At 61.0% G+C, this 17,286-nt stretch carries 17 protein-coding genes; 7 read left to right on the forward strand and 10 right to left on the reverse strand.

Features of this window, described 5'->3' with window-relative positions:
• Positions 1 to 13: 13 nt before the first annotated feature.
• The 6 genes from ACFIQF_RS03090 to ACFIQF_RS03115 all read right to left on the reverse strand — a co-directional run bounded on the left by ACFIQF_RS03090 (position 14) and on the right by ACFIQF_RS03115 (position 5,316).
• Positions 14 to 628 (reverse strand): Maf family protein, encoded by a 615-nt coding sequence (locus ACFIQF_RS03090; protein WP_393939936.1) that lies wholly within the window; start codon positions 626 to 628, stop codon positions 14 to 16.
• A gap of 138 nt (positions 629 to 766) precedes the next feature.
• A complete protein-coding gene (gene rlmH / locus ACFIQF_RS03095; RefSeq protein WP_393939937.1) occupies positions 767 to 1,234 on the reverse strand; it encodes a 23S rRNA (pseudouridine(1915)-N(3))-methyltransferase RlmH in 468 nt (155 codons plus the stop codon).
• A 71-nt stretch (positions 1,235 to 1,305) separates the two neighbouring features.
• A complete protein-coding gene (gene rsfS, locus ACFIQF_RS03100; RefSeq protein WP_393939939.1) occupies positions 1,306 to 2,043 on the reverse strand; it encodes a ribosome silencing factor in 738 nt (245 codons plus the stop codon).
• Between the two features lie 192 nt (positions 2,044 to 2,235).
• Positions 2,236 to 3,183, reverse strand: coding sequence for an oxygen-dependent coproporphyrinogen oxidase (gene hemF / locus ACFIQF_RS03105; RefSeq protein WP_393939941.1), 948 nt, complete (start codon positions 3,181 to 3,183; stop codon positions 2,236 to 2,238).
• A 139-nt stretch (positions 3,184 to 3,322) separates the two neighbouring features.
• Complete coding sequence (purD, locus tag ACFIQF_RS03110; RefSeq protein ID WP_393939942.1) at positions 3,323 to 4,600, reverse strand: phosphoribosylamine--glycine ligase; 1,278 nt, start codon at positions 4,598 to 4,600, stop codon at positions 3,323 to 3,325.
• The gene (locus ACFIQF_RS03115) at positions 4,597 to 5,316 is read right to left on the reverse strand and encodes a YebC/PmpR family DNA-binding transcriptional regulator (protein WP_393939944.1); all 720 of its coding nucleotides are present in this window, start codon (positions 5,314 to 5,316) and stop codon (positions 4,597 to 4,599) included. The genes purD and ACFIQF_RS03115 overlap by 4 nt, the downstream gene beginning before the upstream one ends.
• Before the next feature lie 76 nt (positions 5,317 to 5,392).
• On the opposite strand from ACFIQF_RS03115, the gene ACFIQF_RS03120 reads away from it, so the two are divergent.
• The 3 genes from ACFIQF_RS03120 (at position 5,393) to upp (ending at position 8,822) form a co-directional block, all read left to right on the forward strand.
• The gene (locus ACFIQF_RS03120; RefSeq protein ID WP_393939946.1) at positions 5,393 to 6,913 is read left to right on the forward strand and encodes a helicase HerA-like C-terminal domain-containing protein; all 1,521 of its coding nucleotides are present in this window, start codon (positions 5,393 to 5,395) and stop codon (positions 6,911 to 6,913) included.
• A gap of 171 nt (positions 6,914 to 7,084) precedes the next feature.
• A complete protein-coding gene (locus ACFIQF_RS03125) occupies positions 7,085 to 8,068 on the forward strand; it encodes a threo-3-hydroxy-L-aspartate ammonia-lyase (protein ID WP_393939948.1) in 984 nt (327 codons plus the stop codon).
• A gap of 121 nt (positions 8,069 to 8,189) precedes the next feature.
• The gene (gene upp / locus ACFIQF_RS03130) at positions 8,190 to 8,822 is read left to right on the forward strand and encodes a uracil phosphoribosyltransferase (protein WP_393939950.1); all 633 of its coding nucleotides are present in this window, start codon (positions 8,190 to 8,192) and stop codon (positions 8,820 to 8,822) included.
• Positions 8,823 to 8,945: 123 nt separating this feature from the next.
• On the opposite strand, the gene ACFIQF_RS03135 is transcribed toward upp, so the two are convergent.
• The gene (locus ACFIQF_RS03135) at positions 8,946 to 9,665 is read right to left on the reverse strand and encodes a retropepsin-like aspartic protease family protein (RefSeq protein ID WP_393939951.1); all 720 of its coding nucleotides are present in this window, start codon (positions 9,663 to 9,665) and stop codon (positions 8,946 to 8,948) included.
• Positions 9,666 to 9,878: 213 nt separating this feature from the next.
• Here ACFIQF_RS03135 and ACFIQF_RS03140 point away from each other — a divergent pair, with 213 nt between their 5' ends.
• Both ACFIQF_RS03140 and ACFIQF_RS03145 read left to right on the forward strand, forming a co-directional pair.
• Positions 9,879 to 10,868, forward strand: coding sequence for a Bug family tripartite tricarboxylate transporter substrate binding protein (locus ACFIQF_RS03140; protein ID WP_393939953.1), 990 nt, complete (start codon positions 9,879 to 9,881; stop codon positions 10,866 to 10,868).
• A gap of 89 nt (positions 10,869 to 10,957) precedes the next feature.
• On the forward strand, positions 10,958 to 11,605 hold the full coding sequence (locus ACFIQF_RS03145; protein ID WP_393939955.1) for a DsbA family protein: 648 nt from the start codon (positions 10,958 to 10,960) through the stop codon (positions 11,603 to 11,605).
• Positions 11,606 to 11,655: 50 nt separating this feature from the next.
• On the opposite strand, the gene ACFIQF_RS03150 is transcribed toward ACFIQF_RS03145, so the two are convergent.
• Positions 11,656 to 12,729, reverse strand: coding sequence for a tyrosine-type recombinase/integrase (locus ACFIQF_RS03150; RefSeq protein WP_393939956.1), 1,074 nt, complete (start codon positions 12,727 to 12,729; stop codon positions 11,656 to 11,658).
• A 180-nt stretch (positions 12,730 to 12,909) separates the two neighbouring features.
• Positions 12,910 to 13,917, reverse strand: a complete 1,008-nt coding sequence (locus ACFIQF_RS03155; protein WP_393939958.1) for a D-2-hydroxyacid dehydrogenase family protein — start codon at positions 13,915 to 13,917, stop codon at positions 12,910 to 12,912.
• A 440-nt stretch (positions 13,918 to 14,357) separates the two neighbouring features.
• Here ACFIQF_RS03155 and ACFIQF_RS03160 point away from each other — a divergent pair, with 440 nt between their 5' ends.
• Positions 14,358 to 14,957, forward strand: coding sequence for a gamma-glutamylcyclotransferase (locus ACFIQF_RS03160; RefSeq protein WP_393939960.1), 600 nt, complete (start codon positions 14,358 to 14,360; stop codon positions 14,955 to 14,957).
• A gap of 236 nt (positions 14,958 to 15,193) precedes the next feature.
• A complete protein-coding gene (locus tag ACFIQF_RS03165) occupies positions 15,194 to 15,736 on the forward strand; it encodes a hypothetical protein (protein WP_393939962.1) in 543 nt (180 codons plus the stop codon).
• A 657-nt stretch (positions 15,737 to 16,393) separates the two neighbouring features.
• Here ACFIQF_RS03165 and thiD read toward each other — a convergent pair.
• A complete protein-coding gene (thiD, locus tag ACFIQF_RS03170; RefSeq protein WP_393939964.1) occupies positions 16,394 to 17,254 on the reverse strand; it encodes a bifunctional hydroxymethylpyrimidine kinase/phosphomethylpyrimidine kinase in 861 nt (286 codons plus the stop codon).
• Positions 17,255 to 17,286: the final 32 nt, after the last annotated feature.

The following is a 17,286-nucleotide window of genomic DNA, read 5'->3' on the forward strand; positions in this document are numbered from 1 at the left end:
TTCTTCTTGGTTTTCAGAGATCAAAGCCGGCGGCGCGCAGCAGATTGGCGGTTTCGTACACGGGCAGCCCCATGATTCCCGAGTAGCTGCCACTGATCTTGGCGATATAAGCCGCCGCCCGGCCCTGCACGCCATAAGCGCCGGCCTTGCCCATGGGCTCGCCGCTGGCCACATAGGCGGCAATTTGCGCCGGCGTCATTTCGGCAAACTGCACTTGCGATACCGACAGCGTGGTGAGCCGTTTGCGGCCGGTATGCAAGGCCACGGCGGTGAGCACTCGGTGGGTTTTGCCGCTGAGCGAGCGCAGCATCTCGGCCGCTTCCTCGGGCGATTCGGGCTTGCCCAGAATACGCCGGCCCAATGACACCGTGGTGTCGGAGCACAGCACGGGCGCGCCTTCCAGGCCACGGCGCTGCATGCGGGCCATGGCGGCGTCGAGCTTGAGGCCGGTGACGCGCTGTACATAATCGGTGGCCGACTCTCGCGGCAGCACGGCCTCCAGCGCCTCGGGGTCTTCGGGTTCGGTGTCTTCGCTGTTGGCCAGCAGCAAGGTGTAGCGCACGCCTATTTGCTCAAGCAATTGACGGCGGCGGGGCGACTGCGAGGCCAGATAAACAAAGGGTTCCATGGTGCCAGATGCGATGCTTGAATAAAAACAAGCGCTAACACCCATTCATTGGGCGCAAGCAGCTATTGTTTTTGCAGCATACCGCATCCACAGGGGCGCTGGCAAGAAAGCCACCGTCAACGACCCTGGCAGCTTCCCTTATTCGCGGTGGTAAGGGTGGCCGGCGTTGACCGACCAGGCGCGGTAGAGCTGCTCGATGAGCAGCACGCGCACCATGGCGTGCGGCAAAGTGAGATCGGACAAGCGAATACGCTCGTGCGCGGCGGCTTTGAACTCGGGATCCAGCCCATCGGGGCCGCCGATGATCAGCGCCACGTCGTCGCTTTCCAGCTGCCAGTGTTTGAGGCGGGCCGCCAAGGCCTTGGTGGTGAGATTGGTGCCGCGCTCGTCCAGCACCACAATACGCGTGCCACGCGGAATCACCGCTTCGATGCGCTTGCGCTCGGCGGCGTACAGCGTCTCCACGGTTTTGGAGCCGCGCGGCTCGGTCTTGACGGTTTTGAGCTCCACTTTCAGCTCGGGCGGAAAGCGCTTGGCGTAGTCGTCATACGCGGTTTGTGCCCAGTCGGGCACATGCTGGCCTACGGCGACAATGGTGATTTTCATAAAGGGCTCCAAAGCAAAAGAGCTGCCCTGCTCTGTAGCAGTTCAGCTCTTTGTGGCGCTAGGCGGTTGGATCAGGCCTTGGGTGCGCGCTTGGCTGCAGGCTTTTTGGCAGCAGGCTTGGCCGTGGTTTTGGCGGCAGACTTGGCAGCTGGCTTCTTGGCGGCGGGCTTGCCCACCACCACCTTCTTGACTGCAGCTGGCTTGGCCGCTGCGGGCTTGGCAGCCGTTTTGGTAGCAGCGCGCTTGGCGGCAGGCTTGGCGGCCACGGTGCCGCTGATTTTTTTGACGGCAGGCTTTTTCACGGCCTTCTTGGCAGGTGCTTCGCCTTCGTCAGCAGCAGCGGCTGCGGTCTTGCGAGCGGCAGGCTTTTTCTTGGGCTCGGCGCCTTCTTCGGCAGCGGGCTTGGCCTTTTTGGCAGCGGGCTTGGCAGCGCCAAGCTTTACGCGCACAGGCGTTTCACCCCAGAGCTCTTCCAGGCGGTAGTACTGGCGGATCATGGGTTGCATGATGTGCGCCACCACGGGGCCGCAGTCGACAATGATCCATTCGCCGTTGTCTTCGCCTTCGGTGCGGGGCTTGGGGAAACCGGCTTCGCGCACGGCGTCTTTCACGCTGGCCGCCAGCGCCTTGGTTTGGCGGTTGGAGGTGCCCGAGGCCACGATCACGCGCTCGAACAGCTGCGACTGGGCTTCGGTGTCGAACACCTGGATGTCTTGTGCTTTCACATCTTCCAGGCCATCAACGACGGCGCGCTGCAGCAATTGCACAGACTTCTTGGCGGTGGATTCGGATTTTTTGGCGGTGGTCATCAGTCGTTGATGGATGAAGGTGGGTCTACTATAGCGCGTGTTGCAGTTATTGTTGATCGCGTCAACACGCAGTAACAAAAGGGCCGGGCGCGTGGCCTGGCCTGTCTGGATCAGCTTGCCGGCGGCTGTGCGTTGGGTGCACAAAACGACAAGCGAAGCGGCCGATTATACGAGTTTGGCTTGGCAGCGGCTTCAGAGCCAATCGCGCCGCACCAGAAACTGGCGCAGCAAGGCCGCTTCGGGCGAGCCTTCCGGGTCTTGGCGCTGGTAGCTCCAGCTCGCCAGCGGCGGCATCGACAGCAGAATGGATTCGGTGCGCCCGCCCGATTGCAAGCCAAAGTGCGTGCCCCGGTCCCAGACCAGGTTGAACTCCACATAACGGCCCCGGCGGTAGAGCTGAAAATTGCGCTCGCGCTCGCCATATTCCATGTTCTGGCGGCGCTCCACGATGGGCAGGTAGGCCGGCAAAAATGCGTTGCCCACCGATTGCAGCATGGCAAAACTGCCGTCAAAACCGAGCTCGGAAAAGTCGTCAAAAAACACGCCGCCAATGCCGCGCTGCTCGTCGCGGTGCTTGAGGTAGAAGTACTCGTCGCACCACTTCTTGAAGCGCGGGTAGAGCTGTTCGCCATAAGGCGCCAGCGCGTCGCGGCAGCTTTGGTGAAAGTGCACCGCGTCTTCGTCGAACGGGTAGAAAGGCGTCAAATCCATGCCGCCGCCAAACCAGCAAGTGCTGGGCTGGCCTGGGTGACCGGCAGCGATCATGCGCACGTTCATGTGCACCGTGGGCACATAAGGGTTGCGCGGGTGGAAAACCAGCGAAACGCCCATGGCCGCAAAAGGCGCGCCCGCCAGCTCGGGCCGGTGCTGCGTGGCCGATGGCGGCAGTTGCGGCCCGCTGACTTGCGAGAAGCCCACGCCAGCGCGCTCGAACACAGCGCCGCCTTCCATGATTTTGGTGATGCCGTGGCCTTGCAGCTTTTCGCCCGGCGCTTTTTGCCAGGGGTCGGCCAGAAAACGCACGCTGCTGCCAGCCTGCGCTTCAATGTTTTCCAGCGCCTGCGTGATCGAGGCTTGCAAGCCTTGCAGGTAGGTCGACACGAGCTGTACGTGCTCGTCAGCCAGATTCATTTCAGCCATAGGTGTTATCCCATTCAAAGGCGCTGCGCGATAAAAAAGCGCGCTCTGGGCGCGCCTTTGCTTGCTGATCGCTTTCGGCTTGCCCGCTTCCCCTCTTGCGCAGCTTGAGAGGGGGAGGCGGCCAAACCGCTTCGTGCGCTTATTTCACTGCGCGGTAGCCAATATCGCGGCGGTATTGCGCGCCATCGAAATGCACTTGGCTCGCCACAGCGTACACCCGGGTTTGCGCTTGCTTGACGTTGTCCGCCAAGGCGGTAACGCACAGCACGCGGCCGCCGCTGGTAACAGGCTGGCCGTCCTTCATGGCGGTACCAGCGTGGAAAACCATGGCGTCTTCCGCATCCTCGGGCAGGCCGGTGATCACGTCGCCCTTGCGCGGATCTTCCGGATAGCCGGCAGCGGCCATCACCACGCCCAAAGCGGTGCGGCGGTCCCACTGCAGATCGATTTGGTCGAGCTTGCCTTCGGTGGCCGCTTGCATCACATCGACCAGGTCAGTCTTCAGGCGCATCAGGATCGGCTGGGTTTCCGGGTCGCCCATGCGGCAGTTGAACTCCAGCGTCTTGGGGTGGCCAGCCTTGTCGATCATCAGGCCTGCATACAGAAAGCCGGTGTAAGGAATACCGTCTTTTTCCATGCCACGAATGGTGGGCAGAATGATCTCGCGCATGGCACGGGCGTGCACATCGGCCGTCACCACGGGTGCGGGCGAGTATGCGCCCATGCCGCCAGTGTTCGGGCCCTGGTCGCCGTCTTTGAGGCGCTTGTGGTCTTGGCTGGTGGCCATGGCGGCCACGTTTTTGCCATCGCACAGCACGATGAAGCTGGCTTCTTCGCCGTCGAGGAATTCCTCGATCACCACGCGCGCGCCGCCGTCGTTGTGCGAGACACCGTATTTGTTGTCGACCAGCATGAAGTCGACCGCATCGTGCGCTTCCTGCGCCGTGGTCGCTACCACCACGCCCTTGCCGGCGGCCAGGCCGTCCGCTTTGACGACGATGGGCGCGCCCAGCTTGTCGATATAGGCATGCGCCTTGACCGGATCGCTGAAGGTTTCGTACTGCGCCGTCGGGATGCCATGGCGGGCCATGAAATCCTTGGAGAAAGCCTTGGAGCTTTCGAGCTGCGCAGCGGCCTTGGTGGGGCCGAAAATCTTCATGCCGTGGGCGCGGAACTCGTCCACCACACCAGCGGCCAGCGGTGCCTCGGGGCCCACCACCGTCAGTTGCACACCGTTTTGCTGCGCCCATTCGCGCAGCTTCACCACATCGGTCACGGGCACGTTTTCCAGGCGCTTGTCGCGCGCGGTGCCGGCGTTACCGGGGGCTACATAGACTTTGGAGACCTTGGGCGACTGCGCCAACTTCCAAGCCATTGCGTGTTCACGGCCGCCGCCACCAATCACAAGAACCTTCATAGCGCAGCGTTGTGGTAAACCTCTTGTACATCGTCCAGATCTTCCAGCACATCCAGCAGCTTTTGCATCTTGGCGGCGCTTTCTTCATCGAGATCGATGGTGTTTTCCGGGCGCATCGTCACCTCGGCCACTTCAGGCTTAAGGCCTGCGGCTTCGAGGGCGTTGCGCACCGCTTCAAAATCAGCGGGCGCGGTCAACACTTCGACTGCGCCCTCTTCGTCGGTGATCACGTCTTCGGCGCCCGCTTCCAGCGCCAGTTCCATGATCTTTTCTTCATCGGCCCCAGGCGCAAAAATCAGCTGGCCCAGGTTTTTGAACTGGAAGGCCACCGAACCTTCGGTGCCCATGTTGCCACCGTGCTTGCTGAAGGCGTGGCGCACTTCAGCCACCGTGCGGACGCGGTTGTCCGTCATGGTGTCGACGATGATGGCCGCGCCACCGATGCCGTAGCCCTCGTAGCGAATTTCCTCGTAGGTCACGCCTTCGAGGTTGCCGGTGGCCTTGTCGATATTGCGCTTGATGTTGTCGGCCGGCATGTTGGCGGCCTTGGCCTTGTCCACGGCCAGACGCAGGCGTGGGTTGGCGTTGAGATCGCCGCCGCCTTGGCGCGCCGCGACCATGATTTCACGAATGATACGGGTCCAGATCTTGCCGCGTTTTTCGTCCTGACGACCTTTGCGGTGTTGAATATTGGCCCATTTGCTGTGTCCTGCCACAGAATTTCCTTTGCTATCGTTTAATCTAGCTAGACTGCGATTTTACTTTTGACTTTGACGCTTTCGAGGAAAACCTATGGCTGAACCCCTACTGGTTGCCAAACATGGATCTACAGAGTGCTTTTTGCTGCCGGCGCTGGCCAACCGGCACGGTTTGATTACCGGCGCAACCGGCACAGGCAAGACTGTAACCCTTCAGACATTGGCTGAGGGTTTCTCTGGCATTGGCGTGCCGGTCTTCATGGCCGACATCAAGGGCGACCTGACCGGCATCAGCCAGGCGGGCAAGCTCAGCGACAAAATGGCCGCCTCGCTCAAAGAGCGCGGCATTGACGCACCCGCGCCCACCGCCTGCCCCACCACCTTGTGGGACGTGTTTGGCGAGCAAGGCCACCCGGTGCGCGCCACCGTCTCGGACATGGGCCCGCTGCTGCTTGGCCGCATGCTCGACCTCAACGACACGCAAATGGGCGTGCTCAACCTGGTCTTCAAAATCGCCGATGACAATGGTTTGCTATTGCTCGACCTGAAAGACCTGCGCACCATGCTCACCTATGTGGGCGACAACGCCAAGCAGTTCACCACCGAGTACGGCAATATCAGCTCGGCCAGCGTGGGCGCCATCCAGCGCGGGCTGCTGCAGATCGAGCAGCAAGGCGGCGACCAGTTCTTTGGCGAGCCCATGCTCAACATCGACGACATGATGCAGACCGTGGGCAACAAGGGCGTGGTCAACATTCTGGCGGCTGACAAGCTGATGCAGTCGCCACGCCTGTACTCCACCTTTTTGCTGTGGATGCTGAGCGATCTGTACGAGAAGCTGCCCGAAATCGGCGACCCGGAAAAACCCAAGCTGGTGTTTTTCTTCGACGAGGCGCACTTGCTGTTTAACGACGCGCCCAAGGTGCTGCTTGAGCGCATTGAGCTGATCGTGCGCCTGGTGCGCTCCAAAGGCGTGGGCGTGTACTTTGCCACGCAAAACCCGCTAGACGTGCCCGACAGCGTGCTCGCCCAGCTCGGCAACCGTGTGCAGCACGCGCTGCGCGCCTTCACGCCGCGCGACCAGAAGGCCGTCAAGGCCACGGCCACCACCATGCGCGCCAACCCCCAGCTCGACATCGAAGCCGCCATCACCGAACTGGCCGTGGGTGAAGCGCTGGTCAGCATGCTCGACGAAAAAGGCCGCCCCAGCATCACCGAGCGCGCCTACATCGTGCCGCCCGGCAGCCAGCTCGGCCCCATCACGCCCGAGCAGCGCAAGGCCTTGCTGCAAGGCTCGCTGGTGGCCGGCGTTTACGACACCGCCGTGGACCGCGAATCGGCCTACGAAATTTTGAAGGCCCGTGCCGGTGAGACGACGGCTGCCGAAGGCGGCAAGTCCACAGCTGGATCGGGTGGCGCCGCCGCTGCCAGCAATGACGGCGGCCTGATGGGCAGTTTGAACGACATTCTGTTTGGCACCACCGGCCCGCGTGGCGGCAAAAAAGACGGCATCGTGCAAGCCATGGCCAAATCTACCGCCCGCTCCTTTGGCACCAAGCTGGGCAACCAGATTCTGCGCGGCGTGCTCGGCTCCATCATGGGCGGCAAAAAGTAAGGTGCTCAGGCAATGCTTGGCACAAAGCTGAGCAACTGCAACCACCAGGCCGGCCCAGCGCCGGCCTTTTTTGCGGGCCTGCAACACCCAACCGAGTCGCCATTTATTGCGGTCCAGCCAGCATTTGCCACTAATATGGCAAGCCTATAAATGCCGCCTGTATTGCCCACCATGACTGAACCCACGACACCCGCTTCGCTGCCCACTTTTGCCGATGTGCAAGCCGCCGCCCAACGCCTGCAAGGCGTGGCGCACCGCACGCCGGTGTTGCATTCCAGCACCTTGAACAAGCAACTGGGAGCAGAGGTTTTCTTCAAGTGCGAGAACTTCCAGCGCATGGGCGCCTTCAAGTTCCGTGGCGGCTATAACGCGCTGGCCCAGTTCACGCCCGAGCAGGCCAAGCGCGGCGCGCTGGCTTTCTCTTCGGGCAACCACGCGCAGGCGGTGGCTTTGTCGGCGCGCATTCTGGGCATGCCGGCCGTCATCGTGATGCCCGAAGACGCACCCGCCGCCAAGCTGGATGCGACGCGCGGCTATGGCGCCGAAGTGATCACCTTCAACCGCTTCACCGAAGACCGCGAAGCCATCAGCCAGCGCATTGCGCAAGAGCGCGGCATGACCCTGGTGCCGCCCTACAACCACCGCGACGTGATCGCCGGCCAAGGCACCAGCGCGATGGAGCTGCTCAGCGACGTGCCCAATCTCGACTACCTGTTCGTCTGCCTCGGCGGCGGCGGCCTGCTCTCGGGTTGCCTGCTGGCGGCCAAGGCCATGGCGCCGCAATGCAAGGTGTACGGCGTAGAACCTGAAGCTGGCAACGATGCCCAGCAATCACTGCGCAAAGGCGAGATCGTGAAAATCCCCACGCCGCAAACCCTGGCCGACGGCGCACAAACCCAGGCTATTGGCGATCTGACCTTTGCCATCATCCGCCGCGATGTGACCGACATCGTCACCGCGAGCGATGCGCAGCTGGTGGATTGCATGCGCTTTTATGCCGAACGCATGAAGATGGTGGTGGAGCCCACCGGTGCGCTCAGCCTGGCAGGCGCACGCTTTGGCGGCGTGGACATTCGCGGCGCCCGCGTGGGTGTGCTGATCAGCGGCGGCAATGTAGACTTGGGCCGCTACGCGCAGTTGCTAGCACAGGCCTGAGGACAACTGCCAGCCTGCTGGTCATAAAAACCTCACCGTTCGGTAAAAATTAGCGAGCGCTTCGCACGCACTGCGGGCCAGCTCGCTACCATTGCAAGCAAAAGTTACACCCGCAATTACCATGAGCACCCTGCACCTGATCGACCACCCGCTGATTCAACACAAGCTGACGCTGATGCGCCGCAAAGAGGCGTCGACCAACAGCTTCCGCCGCATGCTCGGCGAGCTGTCCACCCTGATGGCTTACGAGATCACCCGCGACTTCCCGCTGCAAGACCTGGAAATCGAAACCCCGATGGAAAAGATGGTCGGCAAGGTCATCGATGGCAAAAAGCTCGCCCTGGTCTCGATCCTGCGCGCCGGCAACGGCTTTCTGGACGGCATGCTCAACGTGGTGCCCGGCGCTCGCATTGGCCACATCGGCCTGTACCGCGACCCCGAGACGCTCAAGCCTGTTGAGTACTACTTCAAGATGCCCGACAACATGGGCGAGCGCGACGTGATCGTGGTCGATCCGATGCTGGCCACCGGCAACTCGGCCTCGGCCGCGGTGCAACAGCTCAAGGACAAGTGCCAGCCCAAGTCGATCAAGTTCATGTGCCTGCTGGCCGCGCCCGAAGGCGTGAAAACCATGCAAGCCGCCCACCCCGACGTGGACATCTACACGGCAGCCGTAGACCGCCAGCTCAACGAGCACGGCTACATCCTGCCTGGCCTGGGCGATGCGGGCGACCGTATTTTCGGCACCAAATAAACAGCGCCGAGCCCTCCAAGCGCCGGGCAACAAACGCTCGGGCTTGGCACTCGAGTAAAAACGCCTGGTATCTAACCAGGCGTTTTTTTGTGGGCGCAAGGCGGCGTCGCTCGTGCGCAGCGCTCAATCGTTCTCGTTGCTTTCGCGGGCTTTGAGGCGCATGGTATTGCCTGCCATGCTCACATCAAAGTAGCGCAAAAAGTTCTGGCCCAGCAGCGCATCTTTCTCGCTCTCGGCCGTGTAGCCGGTGCCTACGCGCAGATTGTTGACGGTGAGCGGCCCCACTTCAATCCGCTCAGCGCGGCGCATTGTGCCTTCGCGCACGCCGTTGGCAGTTTGGAACTGCATGGGCACGCCTTCGGGCAACTGGGCGCGCTCGGCCACCTTGTCGGTGATGCTGATGATGCTGGCCCCGGTGTCCACCATAAACTGCACCGGCACGCCATTGACGGCACCATTCACGCGAAAGTGGCCGTCGCGGTCGCGCGGGATCTCCAGCACGCCATGGGCCATCACCTTGCCCTCGGGCGGCTTGCGGTAAACCTCGGTCGCCAGGTAAATCACCACCATCACCGCGATCCAGCTGGCCAGCAAGATCCAGGTGGTGCGCTTGCTGCCCGTATCTGGGCCAGAACGTGGCGCTGATTTGCGCGCTGAGGCTGGCGGCCAGGCAGGCGGTGGGCTTGGCGGAAACTGCGGTGCCGGTGCTTGCCAGGGCGCTGGAGCAGGCGCGGACTCGGGAGCAGGCGCTTGTGCAGAAACGGGGGCTGGCGTTGGCGCTGCGACAGGCGCTGGCGCTGCCTGCTCAGGCGAATCCGGGTTTTGGGTGCGTAAACGGCTCATGAATCTGGTTTTAAGGGCACGCAAGCAAACTGTGCGCCAGCGGGTGGCAAAGCACAAATCATACTGGTTAACCCCAAAATTGCGCCGTCCATGTGTGCGCAACACGACAACGCGCAGCATCTGCGCCGTTTCTACGCGCAAACGCTTGCTGCGCAAGCACGGCGGGCTGCGGTAGGATGGCCGCCAATTACAACTATGCGCTAACCTGACACCATGTCTCTGTCCCGCCGCCACCTGCTGCAAGCCCTTGCTGGCTGCAGCGCCGCCGCTGCCCTGCCCTTTTCTTTGACTGCCCGCGCTGCCGATGCCGCCTGGCCCAGCAAGCCGCTGCGCTTTGTAGTGGGCTACCCGGCCGGCTCGTCGCCCGACATGCAGGCGCGCATGATCGCCACGCCACTCTCGCAACTGCAGGGCCAGCCGGTGGTGGTAGACAACAAGCCCGGTGCCAGCGGCAATATTGGCGCCGACCAGGTGGCACGCGCAACCGACGACCACAGTTTTGGCATCATCGGCAACGGGCCGCTCACCTCGTCGCAAGCGCTGTATTCCAAACTGCCTTACGACCCGAGCAAGGATTTTGCGCCGCTGGCCCTGGTAGGCGTCTCCCCGCTGGCCTGGGTCGTGCCTGCCAGCACGGGAGCCAGCGCCGACAAGGCTTTGGCCGAGCTGCGCAAAAAAGGCAAGGCGGCCAGCTATGGCTCTACCGGCCTGGGCTCGGGCGGCCACCTGGGCATGGAACTGCTCAAAGACGCACTGCATTTTGAAGCGCTGCATGTGCCCTTTACCGGCGCACCAGGCGTAACCACAGCACTGCTGGGCGGCCAGCTCGATTGCGCGCTGCTGCCCATCTCCTCCGTCTTACCCTTGGTGCAAAGCGGCAAACTGGCGGCGGTGGCCGTGACCTCGGCACAGCGCACCAGCCTGATGCCCGACACGCCTTCCATGCGCGAAATCGGCGCCAAAGACGTGAACATCGAAGTTTGGAACGCGCTCATGGCCCCAGCCGGAATGCACGCTCAAGTGCAAAAGCAACTGAGCGAAGCGCTGGTCAAAATCTTGTCGGGTGCTGACATCAAAGAGCAATTGCTGCGCCAGGCCTGGACGCTGGACGACCCGTCGCCCGCCAAGCTGCAACAACGCATTGCCGCCGACCGCAAGATGTACAACGAGCTGATTGCACGCAAAAAGCTGCAGCTCGAATAAACACACGCTGAAGCAAGCAAGATCAAACCTGCCCGGGCGCCCATGCGTTAGCATCTGGCGCCCAGATTCATTCCAGAGAAAGCACGCCCATGTCTGCCACCCTGCACTATATTTTTGACCCGCTGTGTGGCTGGTGCTATGCCGCTGCGCCCTTGCTCCATGCGGCCGCACAGCTGCCCGGCTTGCAAGTGGCGCTGCATGGAGGCGGCATGATGACCGATGCACGCCGCCGCCAGATCACGCCCGAATGGCGCAGCTATGTGCTGCCTCATGACAGCCGCATCGAGCAAATGACCGGCCAGGAATTTGGCGCCGGCTACCGCGATGGTTTGCTCAACGAAACCGGCGTCTGGCTTGACTCTGCGCCACCAACCACGGCCATTTTGGCGGCCCAGCAATTGGGCGCGGATGGCTTGGCCATGCTGGAGCAAATTCAGAAAGCCCACTATGTGCGCGGCCTGCACATTGCCGAGCTGCCCGTGCTCAGCCAATTGGCCAGCGCGCTGAACTTGGACGCCGCAGCGTTTGAGGCGGCCTACACCTCTTTGCTGGGCTTTGCCACCCAGCAGCACATTGACCAAAGCCGCCGCATGCTGCAAGCCGCTGGCGGCCATGGCTTCCCTACCGTGCTGGTGCAGCGCAACGCTGATGCGGCGCTAGAGCGCATTGATCTGTCTGATTGGCTGGGTCAGCCCGGGCCGTTTGCCGAGGCGCTGCAAGCGTATTTGCAGGGCTGAAGCCAGATTCAAAACTGAGCCCTTCTACAACTGCGGCGGCCGGCCGAATCCTAGCGGACTTGCGTCTCAATCTGCGGGTTGAAATGATCGGCCAGGTGCAGCAATCCCTTCTCATTCTTCAGCCCTGCCCAAACCACCACCTGCGCCTTGGGCGTCCCCTGGTTCACCCAGTTCACAATGCAGGTGTTTCGAATCACCTGGGGGCCCAGGCGCTTGGCAGGAGCTGTATCGGTTGCTGAATTCGCCTGCAGCAGATGTTCACGCACGAGCAGGTGCAGATTGTCCGCGCCCATCATCCGCCCATGCGTGGAACAGAACAAATGCTGCGTTTTGTGAGCGTTCGGCAGTTGCTCCCGGCATGCCAGCCAATCGCCCATGGCCATCGACAATGCTTCACTGAGATGGAACTGACGACGCTGGTTGACGCCAGAGCCGTCGATTTGCAGCACAAATAGTTTGCCGTTGCTGGTATCCGCCTTGCATGATTCCAGTGTCAGCGCGCGAATTTCTTCGGGGGTGATTCCGGTTTCGTACAAGCACAACAAGATGGCCCGGTTGCGAACCGGGATGGGCTCACTGCCCGAAGCTGCGCCGAGCAAAGCCAAGCCGCTTTGCCATTGTTTGGCGCTCAGGATCGCACCCTTGGGCTTTTCTTGTGCGGGCTTTTCCCAGTGGCGCAGACCCAATGCGGGGTTGGACGCTATCCAGTGCTTGCCCAGCGCAAAATCGTAGATTCGCTCCAGCAGCCGCCAATACCGCCTTCGGGTAATGGCGCTCACACCCTCTTCCTTCTTTCTGGGCTTGGTTCCAGATTGGAGGAACCACAGCACAAGCTCTGGCGTGGCCGTTTGCCACAGCAGCTTTTCATCGATCGTACCTGGCTGGAGCGACGCCAGAAATTTGATCCAGGTATTCCAAAAATAGCGGTACGAATCTTCGTTCGATATGCCTATGCTGGAGCGGCTTGCCGCCGTACTGGAATCCAGCCACAGGTCTATTAATACCGAGGAAGGCGGAGCCTCTGGCATAGCGACGCTTGGAATCTCCAATTCCCCGCACGCAAGCTCTTGGGTTCGCTGCTTCTTGGTTAGCGCGATACTTTTTTCGGTGTTTCTGCAGGTCATGTAATCCGAATTTATACCTCTTTAAAAAGAGGCTTTCGCCTCCGTCTTGCCGTTGCCAGCACGGCCGCTCAATGAGCCGCGAAGCGTTGATGGGGTTGGGCGCCATACTCGTGCAAGCTGCTTGTGCAGTCCCACTTGCCAAATCGCGTCGAGCAGCCATCGCTGCGCTCAACCAGCAGCTCAGCGCCGCACCTGCAAAGCACCAGGGTTGACGATATTCGTTGGCCGGCCTTTGATGAAGTTGATCACGTTGTCAAAAGCGGCGCCAAAGTACAGCTCGTAGCTGTCCAGCTCCACATAGCCGATGTGGGGCGTGCAAATGCAGTTTTCCAAGCGCAGCAAAGCGTGGCCTTGCAAAATGGGTTCGCTCTCAAACACATCTACCGCCGCAATACCGGGGCGGCCGCGGTTGAGGCCAGCAATCAGGGCATCGGTCTGCACCAGCTCGGCACGCGAGGTGTTGACGAAGGTGGCGGTCGGCTTCATCAGCGACAAATCGTCAAAGCTGATGCAGCCCCGGGTTTCGTCGCTCAGACGCAAATGCACCGACAGCACATCGCTACTCTCAAAAAATGCCTGCTTGCTGGGAGCCACTTTGTGCCCGTCCGACAGCGCCTTGGCGCGTGAATTGTCTGAGCCCCACACCAGCACTTCCATGCCAAAGGCCTTGCCATAACCGGCCACCAATTGGCCGATCTTGCCGTAGCCCCAAATGCCTAAAGTACGGCCGCGCAGCACCGTACCCAAGCCAAAATTGGGCGGCATATTGGCCGCCTTGAAGCCCGACTGCTGCCAGGCACCATGTTTGAGATTGGCAATGTACTGCGGCAGGCGGCGCGCCGCGGCCATGATGAGCGCCCAGGTGAGCTCGGCCGGCGCAATGGGCGAACCCACGCCCTCTGCCACCGCCACACCGCGCTCGGTGCAGGCTGTCAAATCGATATGGCCGCCCACGCGCCCGGTCTGGGCAATCATCTTCAGGCGCGGCAGCTTCTCGAGCAAAAGGCGATTGATATGGGTGCGCTCGCGGATCAGCACGATGATGTCGGCATCGCGCAAACGCACCGACAGCTGGCCCAGCCCTTTGACGGTATTGGTATAGACCTTGGCCGAATAAGCGTCCAAACGCGCCGCGCACTGCAGCTTGCGTACCGCATCCTGATAATCGTCCAAGATCACAATATTCATACGATGACCAATCCTTATGGGCCAGACCGTCGTGGCAGCGCACCGTGCGCGCCCCTGGCCATGCGGGCTATCGTCAACACACAAAACTCGCTGGGATTTGATCGTAGAAACCCGTTTCGGAGCAGCATGGGCAACCGCATAAGCTATGAACATCATAGCATCGAATAGTCAAAAGCTGCCAACGCCTACGCCAGCACATGCGATTTACCAACAAGCAGGCCGCCAGCCCAGCGCGCACGGCAATTGTAAGCAAGCGCAACTGCAGCCCATTTCGTCATCGCGGCGCAGCAAATCTGCGTTGATCAGGGTGGCTATAGCCAGCGAGCGCTGTTGCTTTCGCAGCAAAACTGCGCAGTTTGACAGGCACAAACCTAGCGCAGATCAACGCTGATTGCTATAACTATTGCTCATTCCACCTTGTTTTGCTGGTTGACAAACCCATGACGAAAACGGCCGCCCGCTCCCGCAACTGCTGCTCCAAGCACATGCTCGAAAGAACCATGGACGAATGGGGCGGCGAGCAGGATCTGTGGGTGTTTGCCTATGGCTCGCTCATCTGGCGCCCGGAGTTCGAGTTTCTGGAATGCCGCCACGCTCGCGTCTTTGGCTGGCACCGCGCGCTCAAAATGTGGAGCCATGTGAACCGCGGCACCCCCGAATGCCCCGGCTTGGTGTTTGGCATGTTCTCCGGCGGCAGCTGCCGCGGCATGGCTTTCCGCATTGCCCGCCAGCATGTGCCCGAGATGATGCCCCGCCTGTGGAAACGCGAAATGGCCACCGACGCCTACGACCCCAAGTGGCTCGACTGCCAGACCGAAGACGGCAACGTCAAAGCCCTGGCCTTTACCCTGTCCAAAAGCAGCCCACGCTGCACCGGCACGCTGAGCGAAGAAGACTACCGCCGCATCTTCGCCCAATCTTGCGGCATCTACGGCACCACGCTGGATTACGCCCAATCCACCTACACCGCGCTGCAACAACAAGGCATTCAGGACCACGCCCTGGAGCGCCTGCTGCGCCTGTCTGCACACAGCGCCTGAGGGCCACACACGCCTTGCGCCGCTGCCCGCCTGCTTGGCGGGCTTTTTTGTGCCCGGCTCCAGTACTGACTGCACGCCTTTGCGGATGCAACACAGTTGCCGAGCCCTGAGATTGCGCTGTAACAAGCTACGGCAACATCGCAAACCCAGCCCCAAGCCATTGGCTACCATGCAGCAAACAGCCCAGTGCTACACCGCTTGGGCCGGAGTATTCGCAAAAAACAGAGGGGGAAGCCATGGCACTGCAGGCCTTGCGCGACTATTGGGAGCAAACCACTGAGCAAGACTGGGAGCCCGCCAACAAAACAGCGGCCTGGGTGCTGGCTGCGGTGGCGGCCTACGTGTTGTGGCAACACCTGGGCACCGAAGAGCACTGGGTATTTTTGCTGGACCATGCCAACCTGGCCATCCACGAAGCCGGCCACCCACTCGTCGGAATCTTCTCGCAGCACCTGTCGGTCTATGGCGGCACCCTCTTCCAATTGCTGTTTCCGCTCCTGTTTGTGCACCACTTTTGGCGACAACGCCAAAGCCTGGGGTTTGCTGCCAGTTGGCTGTGGTTTGGCGAAAACCTGCTGAATGTAGCCCGTTACATGAAAGACGCCCGCGCCCAGCAACTGCCCCTGGTAGGCGGCGACCACGACTGGACCGAGATTTTCAGCCGCTGGAACCTGCTGGCCAGCGATGTACGAATTGGCGGCTTCTTTGGTTTGCTGGGTGTCGCGGTTTGTTTGCTGGCTGTTGCTTGGCTTTTGGTGCGCGCTATCAAGGCCGAATAGGCAAGTCGCAGGAAGCATCACCGCACCCTGCTTGCGCCACGCAAATACAAACACCCTGCGTCTGAAACCTCATTGAATAAGGCATCAGACCACAGGGTGGTCGGGGTTAGGTGTCTCGGGTGCAGAGGCTAAAGCATGGCCTCTGACGTGAGCAACGGCTCCCTGTAGGAGCCGTTTGCTGGGGGCACCGCCGGGCTGGCGTTGCCGGGGTGTGCGGTTTACAGCGCTGCGGGTGCGCGCTTGCGATCACGTTCGTCTTCTGGCCAGATGCTGAAAACAGTGCTTGCAGTCATGAAAAATCTCCTAAAGATGAGACTACAACGAGCGGCCTCGAAAGCGCGTTGACAGCTCCTGTAAAAAAATGAACTGTTTACCAAATGTTTACACAAAGCACTTTTACCAGTATTTAATTAATGAAAACAGGCCTTCTGAACGCGAGATGAACAGGTCAATTTTTCAATAATTTCTTTATATATCAATAGATTGAACAACAATCAAAGAAAGTAACTTAATATATCGAAATCACTGTTTGAGCCGCGTCAATTACAACAATTCGCCAGCTTATTGACGATTTTTTTGTCATTTTTATAGATAGATGTGGTTAATTTTGGTTTTTATGGTGATTCATGATGTCAATTTGACGAAATTCAGTAGCACTTATGAAGCACGAATCACCACTTGCGGCTGCACCTGCCAGCCATGGTTGAGCGGCCCTTGGCCTTGGCCGGTGTGCACGTCGGCGCCCGAGGCGATGGCGCCCAGAATGTATTGGCGCGCCAGCTGTACGGCTTCGGGCAAGGCATGGCCCAGCGCCAGCTGGCAGGCAATGGCTGACGAGAGCGTGCAGCCCGTGCCGTGGCCGTTGTGGGTACGGATGCGGGGCGATGCCAGGCGCAGGCGCGTGCCGTCGGCCAGGGCCAGCAGGTCAACCACTTCGTCGCCTGGCAAGTGCCCGCCTTTTACCAGCACGGCTGGCGCGCCCATGGCCAGCAGATCTTGCGCGGCCTGCTCCAGCTCGTGCGCACCGCCAATGCGGCGGCCCAGCAGCAAACTGGCTTCGTCGAGGTTGGGCGTGATCAGTGCCGAGCGAGGAAAGAGCTCGCGCACCAGCTCGCCCACGGTGGCTTCGGCAATCAGGCGGTCGCCACTGGTGGCCACCATTACCGGGTCGAGCACCACTTTGCCGAGCTGGTAGCGGTCGATGGTGCTGGCCACCACAGCCACCACTTCGGGCGCGTGCAGCATGCCAATTTTGACGGCATCGGTGCCAATGTCTTGCAGCACGGCATCGAGCTGGTCTTGCAGAAACTGGGCAGGCACGCCGTGGATGCCGCGCACGCCCTGGGTGTTTTGCGCGGTGAGCGCGGTGATGGCCGTCATGCCATAGCAGCCGAGCGCGCTCATGGTCTTCAAATCGGCTTGGATGCCGGCGCCACCACCGCTGTCCGAGCCCGCAATCGACAGCACGCGAGCATAGCGTGGCAGCTGGGCGGCAGGGGTGGGGGTCGAACTGGTCATGAAAGCATCCAAAAAATGAGCAGGCAACACAG

Source organism: Comamonas trifloxystrobinivorans (genome assembly GCF_043359985.1).
GTDB classification, from domain to species: domain Bacteria; phylum Pseudomonadota; class Gammaproteobacteria; order Burkholderiales; family Burkholderiaceae_C; genus Comamonas; species Comamonas trifloxystrobinivorans.

Bases quoted from the DNA above. Each gene is read 5' to 3' on its own strand.
- rlmH (WP_393939937.1), bottom strand. From the start codon at position 1,234: ATGAAAATCACCATTGTCGCCGTAGGCCAGCATGTGCCCGACTGGGCA.
- ACFIQF_RS03150 (WP_393939956.1), bottom strand. From the start codon at position 12,729: ATGACCTGCAGAAACACCGAAAAAAGTATCGCGCTAACCAAGAAGCAG.
- ACFIQF_RS03155 (WP_393939958.1), bottom strand. From the start codon at position 13,917: ATGAATATTGTGATCTTGGACGATTATCAGGATGCGGTACGCAAGCTG.
- ACFIQF_RS03090 (WP_393939936.1), bottom strand. From the start codon at position 628: ATGGAACCCTTTGTTTATCTGGCCTCGCAGTCGCCCCGCCGCCGTCAA.
- hemF (WP_393939941.1), bottom strand. From the start codon at position 3,183: ATGGCTGAAATGAATCTGGCTGACGAGCACGTACAGCTCGTGTCGACC.
- thiD (WP_393939964.1), bottom strand. From the start codon at position 17,254: ATGACCAGTTCGACCCCCACCCCTGCCGCCCAGCTGCCACGCTATGCT.
- ACFIQF_RS03160 (WP_393939960.1), top strand. From the start codon at position 14,358: ATGACGAAAACGGCCGCCCGCTCCCGCAACTGCTGCTCCAAGCACATG.
- ACFIQF_RS03140 (WP_393939953.1), top strand. From the start codon at position 9,879: ATGTCTCTGTCCCGCCGCCACCTGCTGCAAGCCCTTGCTGGCTGCAGC.
- ACFIQF_RS03165 (WP_393939962.1), top strand. From the start codon at position 15,194: ATGGCACTGCAGGCCTTGCGCGACTATTGGGAGCAAACCACTGAGCAA.
- ACFIQF_RS03125 (WP_393939948.1), top strand. From the start codon at position 7,085: ATGACTGAACCCACGACACCCGCTTCGCTGCCCACTTTTGCCGATGTG.
- upp (WP_393939950.1), top strand. From the start codon at position 8,190: ATGAGCACCCTGCACCTGATCGACCACCCGCTGATTCAACACAAGCTG.
- ACFIQF_RS03120 (WP_393939946.1), top strand. From the start codon at position 5,393: ATGGCTGAACCCCTACTGGTTGCCAAACATGGATCTACAGAGTGCTTT.
- purD (WP_393939942.1), bottom strand. From the start codon at position 4,600: ATGAAGGTTCTTGTGATTGGTGGCGGCGGCCGTGAACACGCAATGGCT.
- ACFIQF_RS03145 (WP_393939955.1), top strand. From the start codon at position 10,958: ATGTCTGCCACCCTGCACTATATTTTTGACCCGCTGTGTGGCTGGTGC.
- rsfS (WP_393939939.1), bottom strand. From the start codon at position 2,043: ATGACCACCGCCAAAAAATCCGAATCCACCGCCAAGAAGTCTGTGCAA.
- ACFIQF_RS03135 (WP_393939951.1), bottom strand. From the start codon at position 9,665: ATGAGCCGTTTACGCACCCAAAACCCGGATTCGCCTGAGCAGGCAGCG.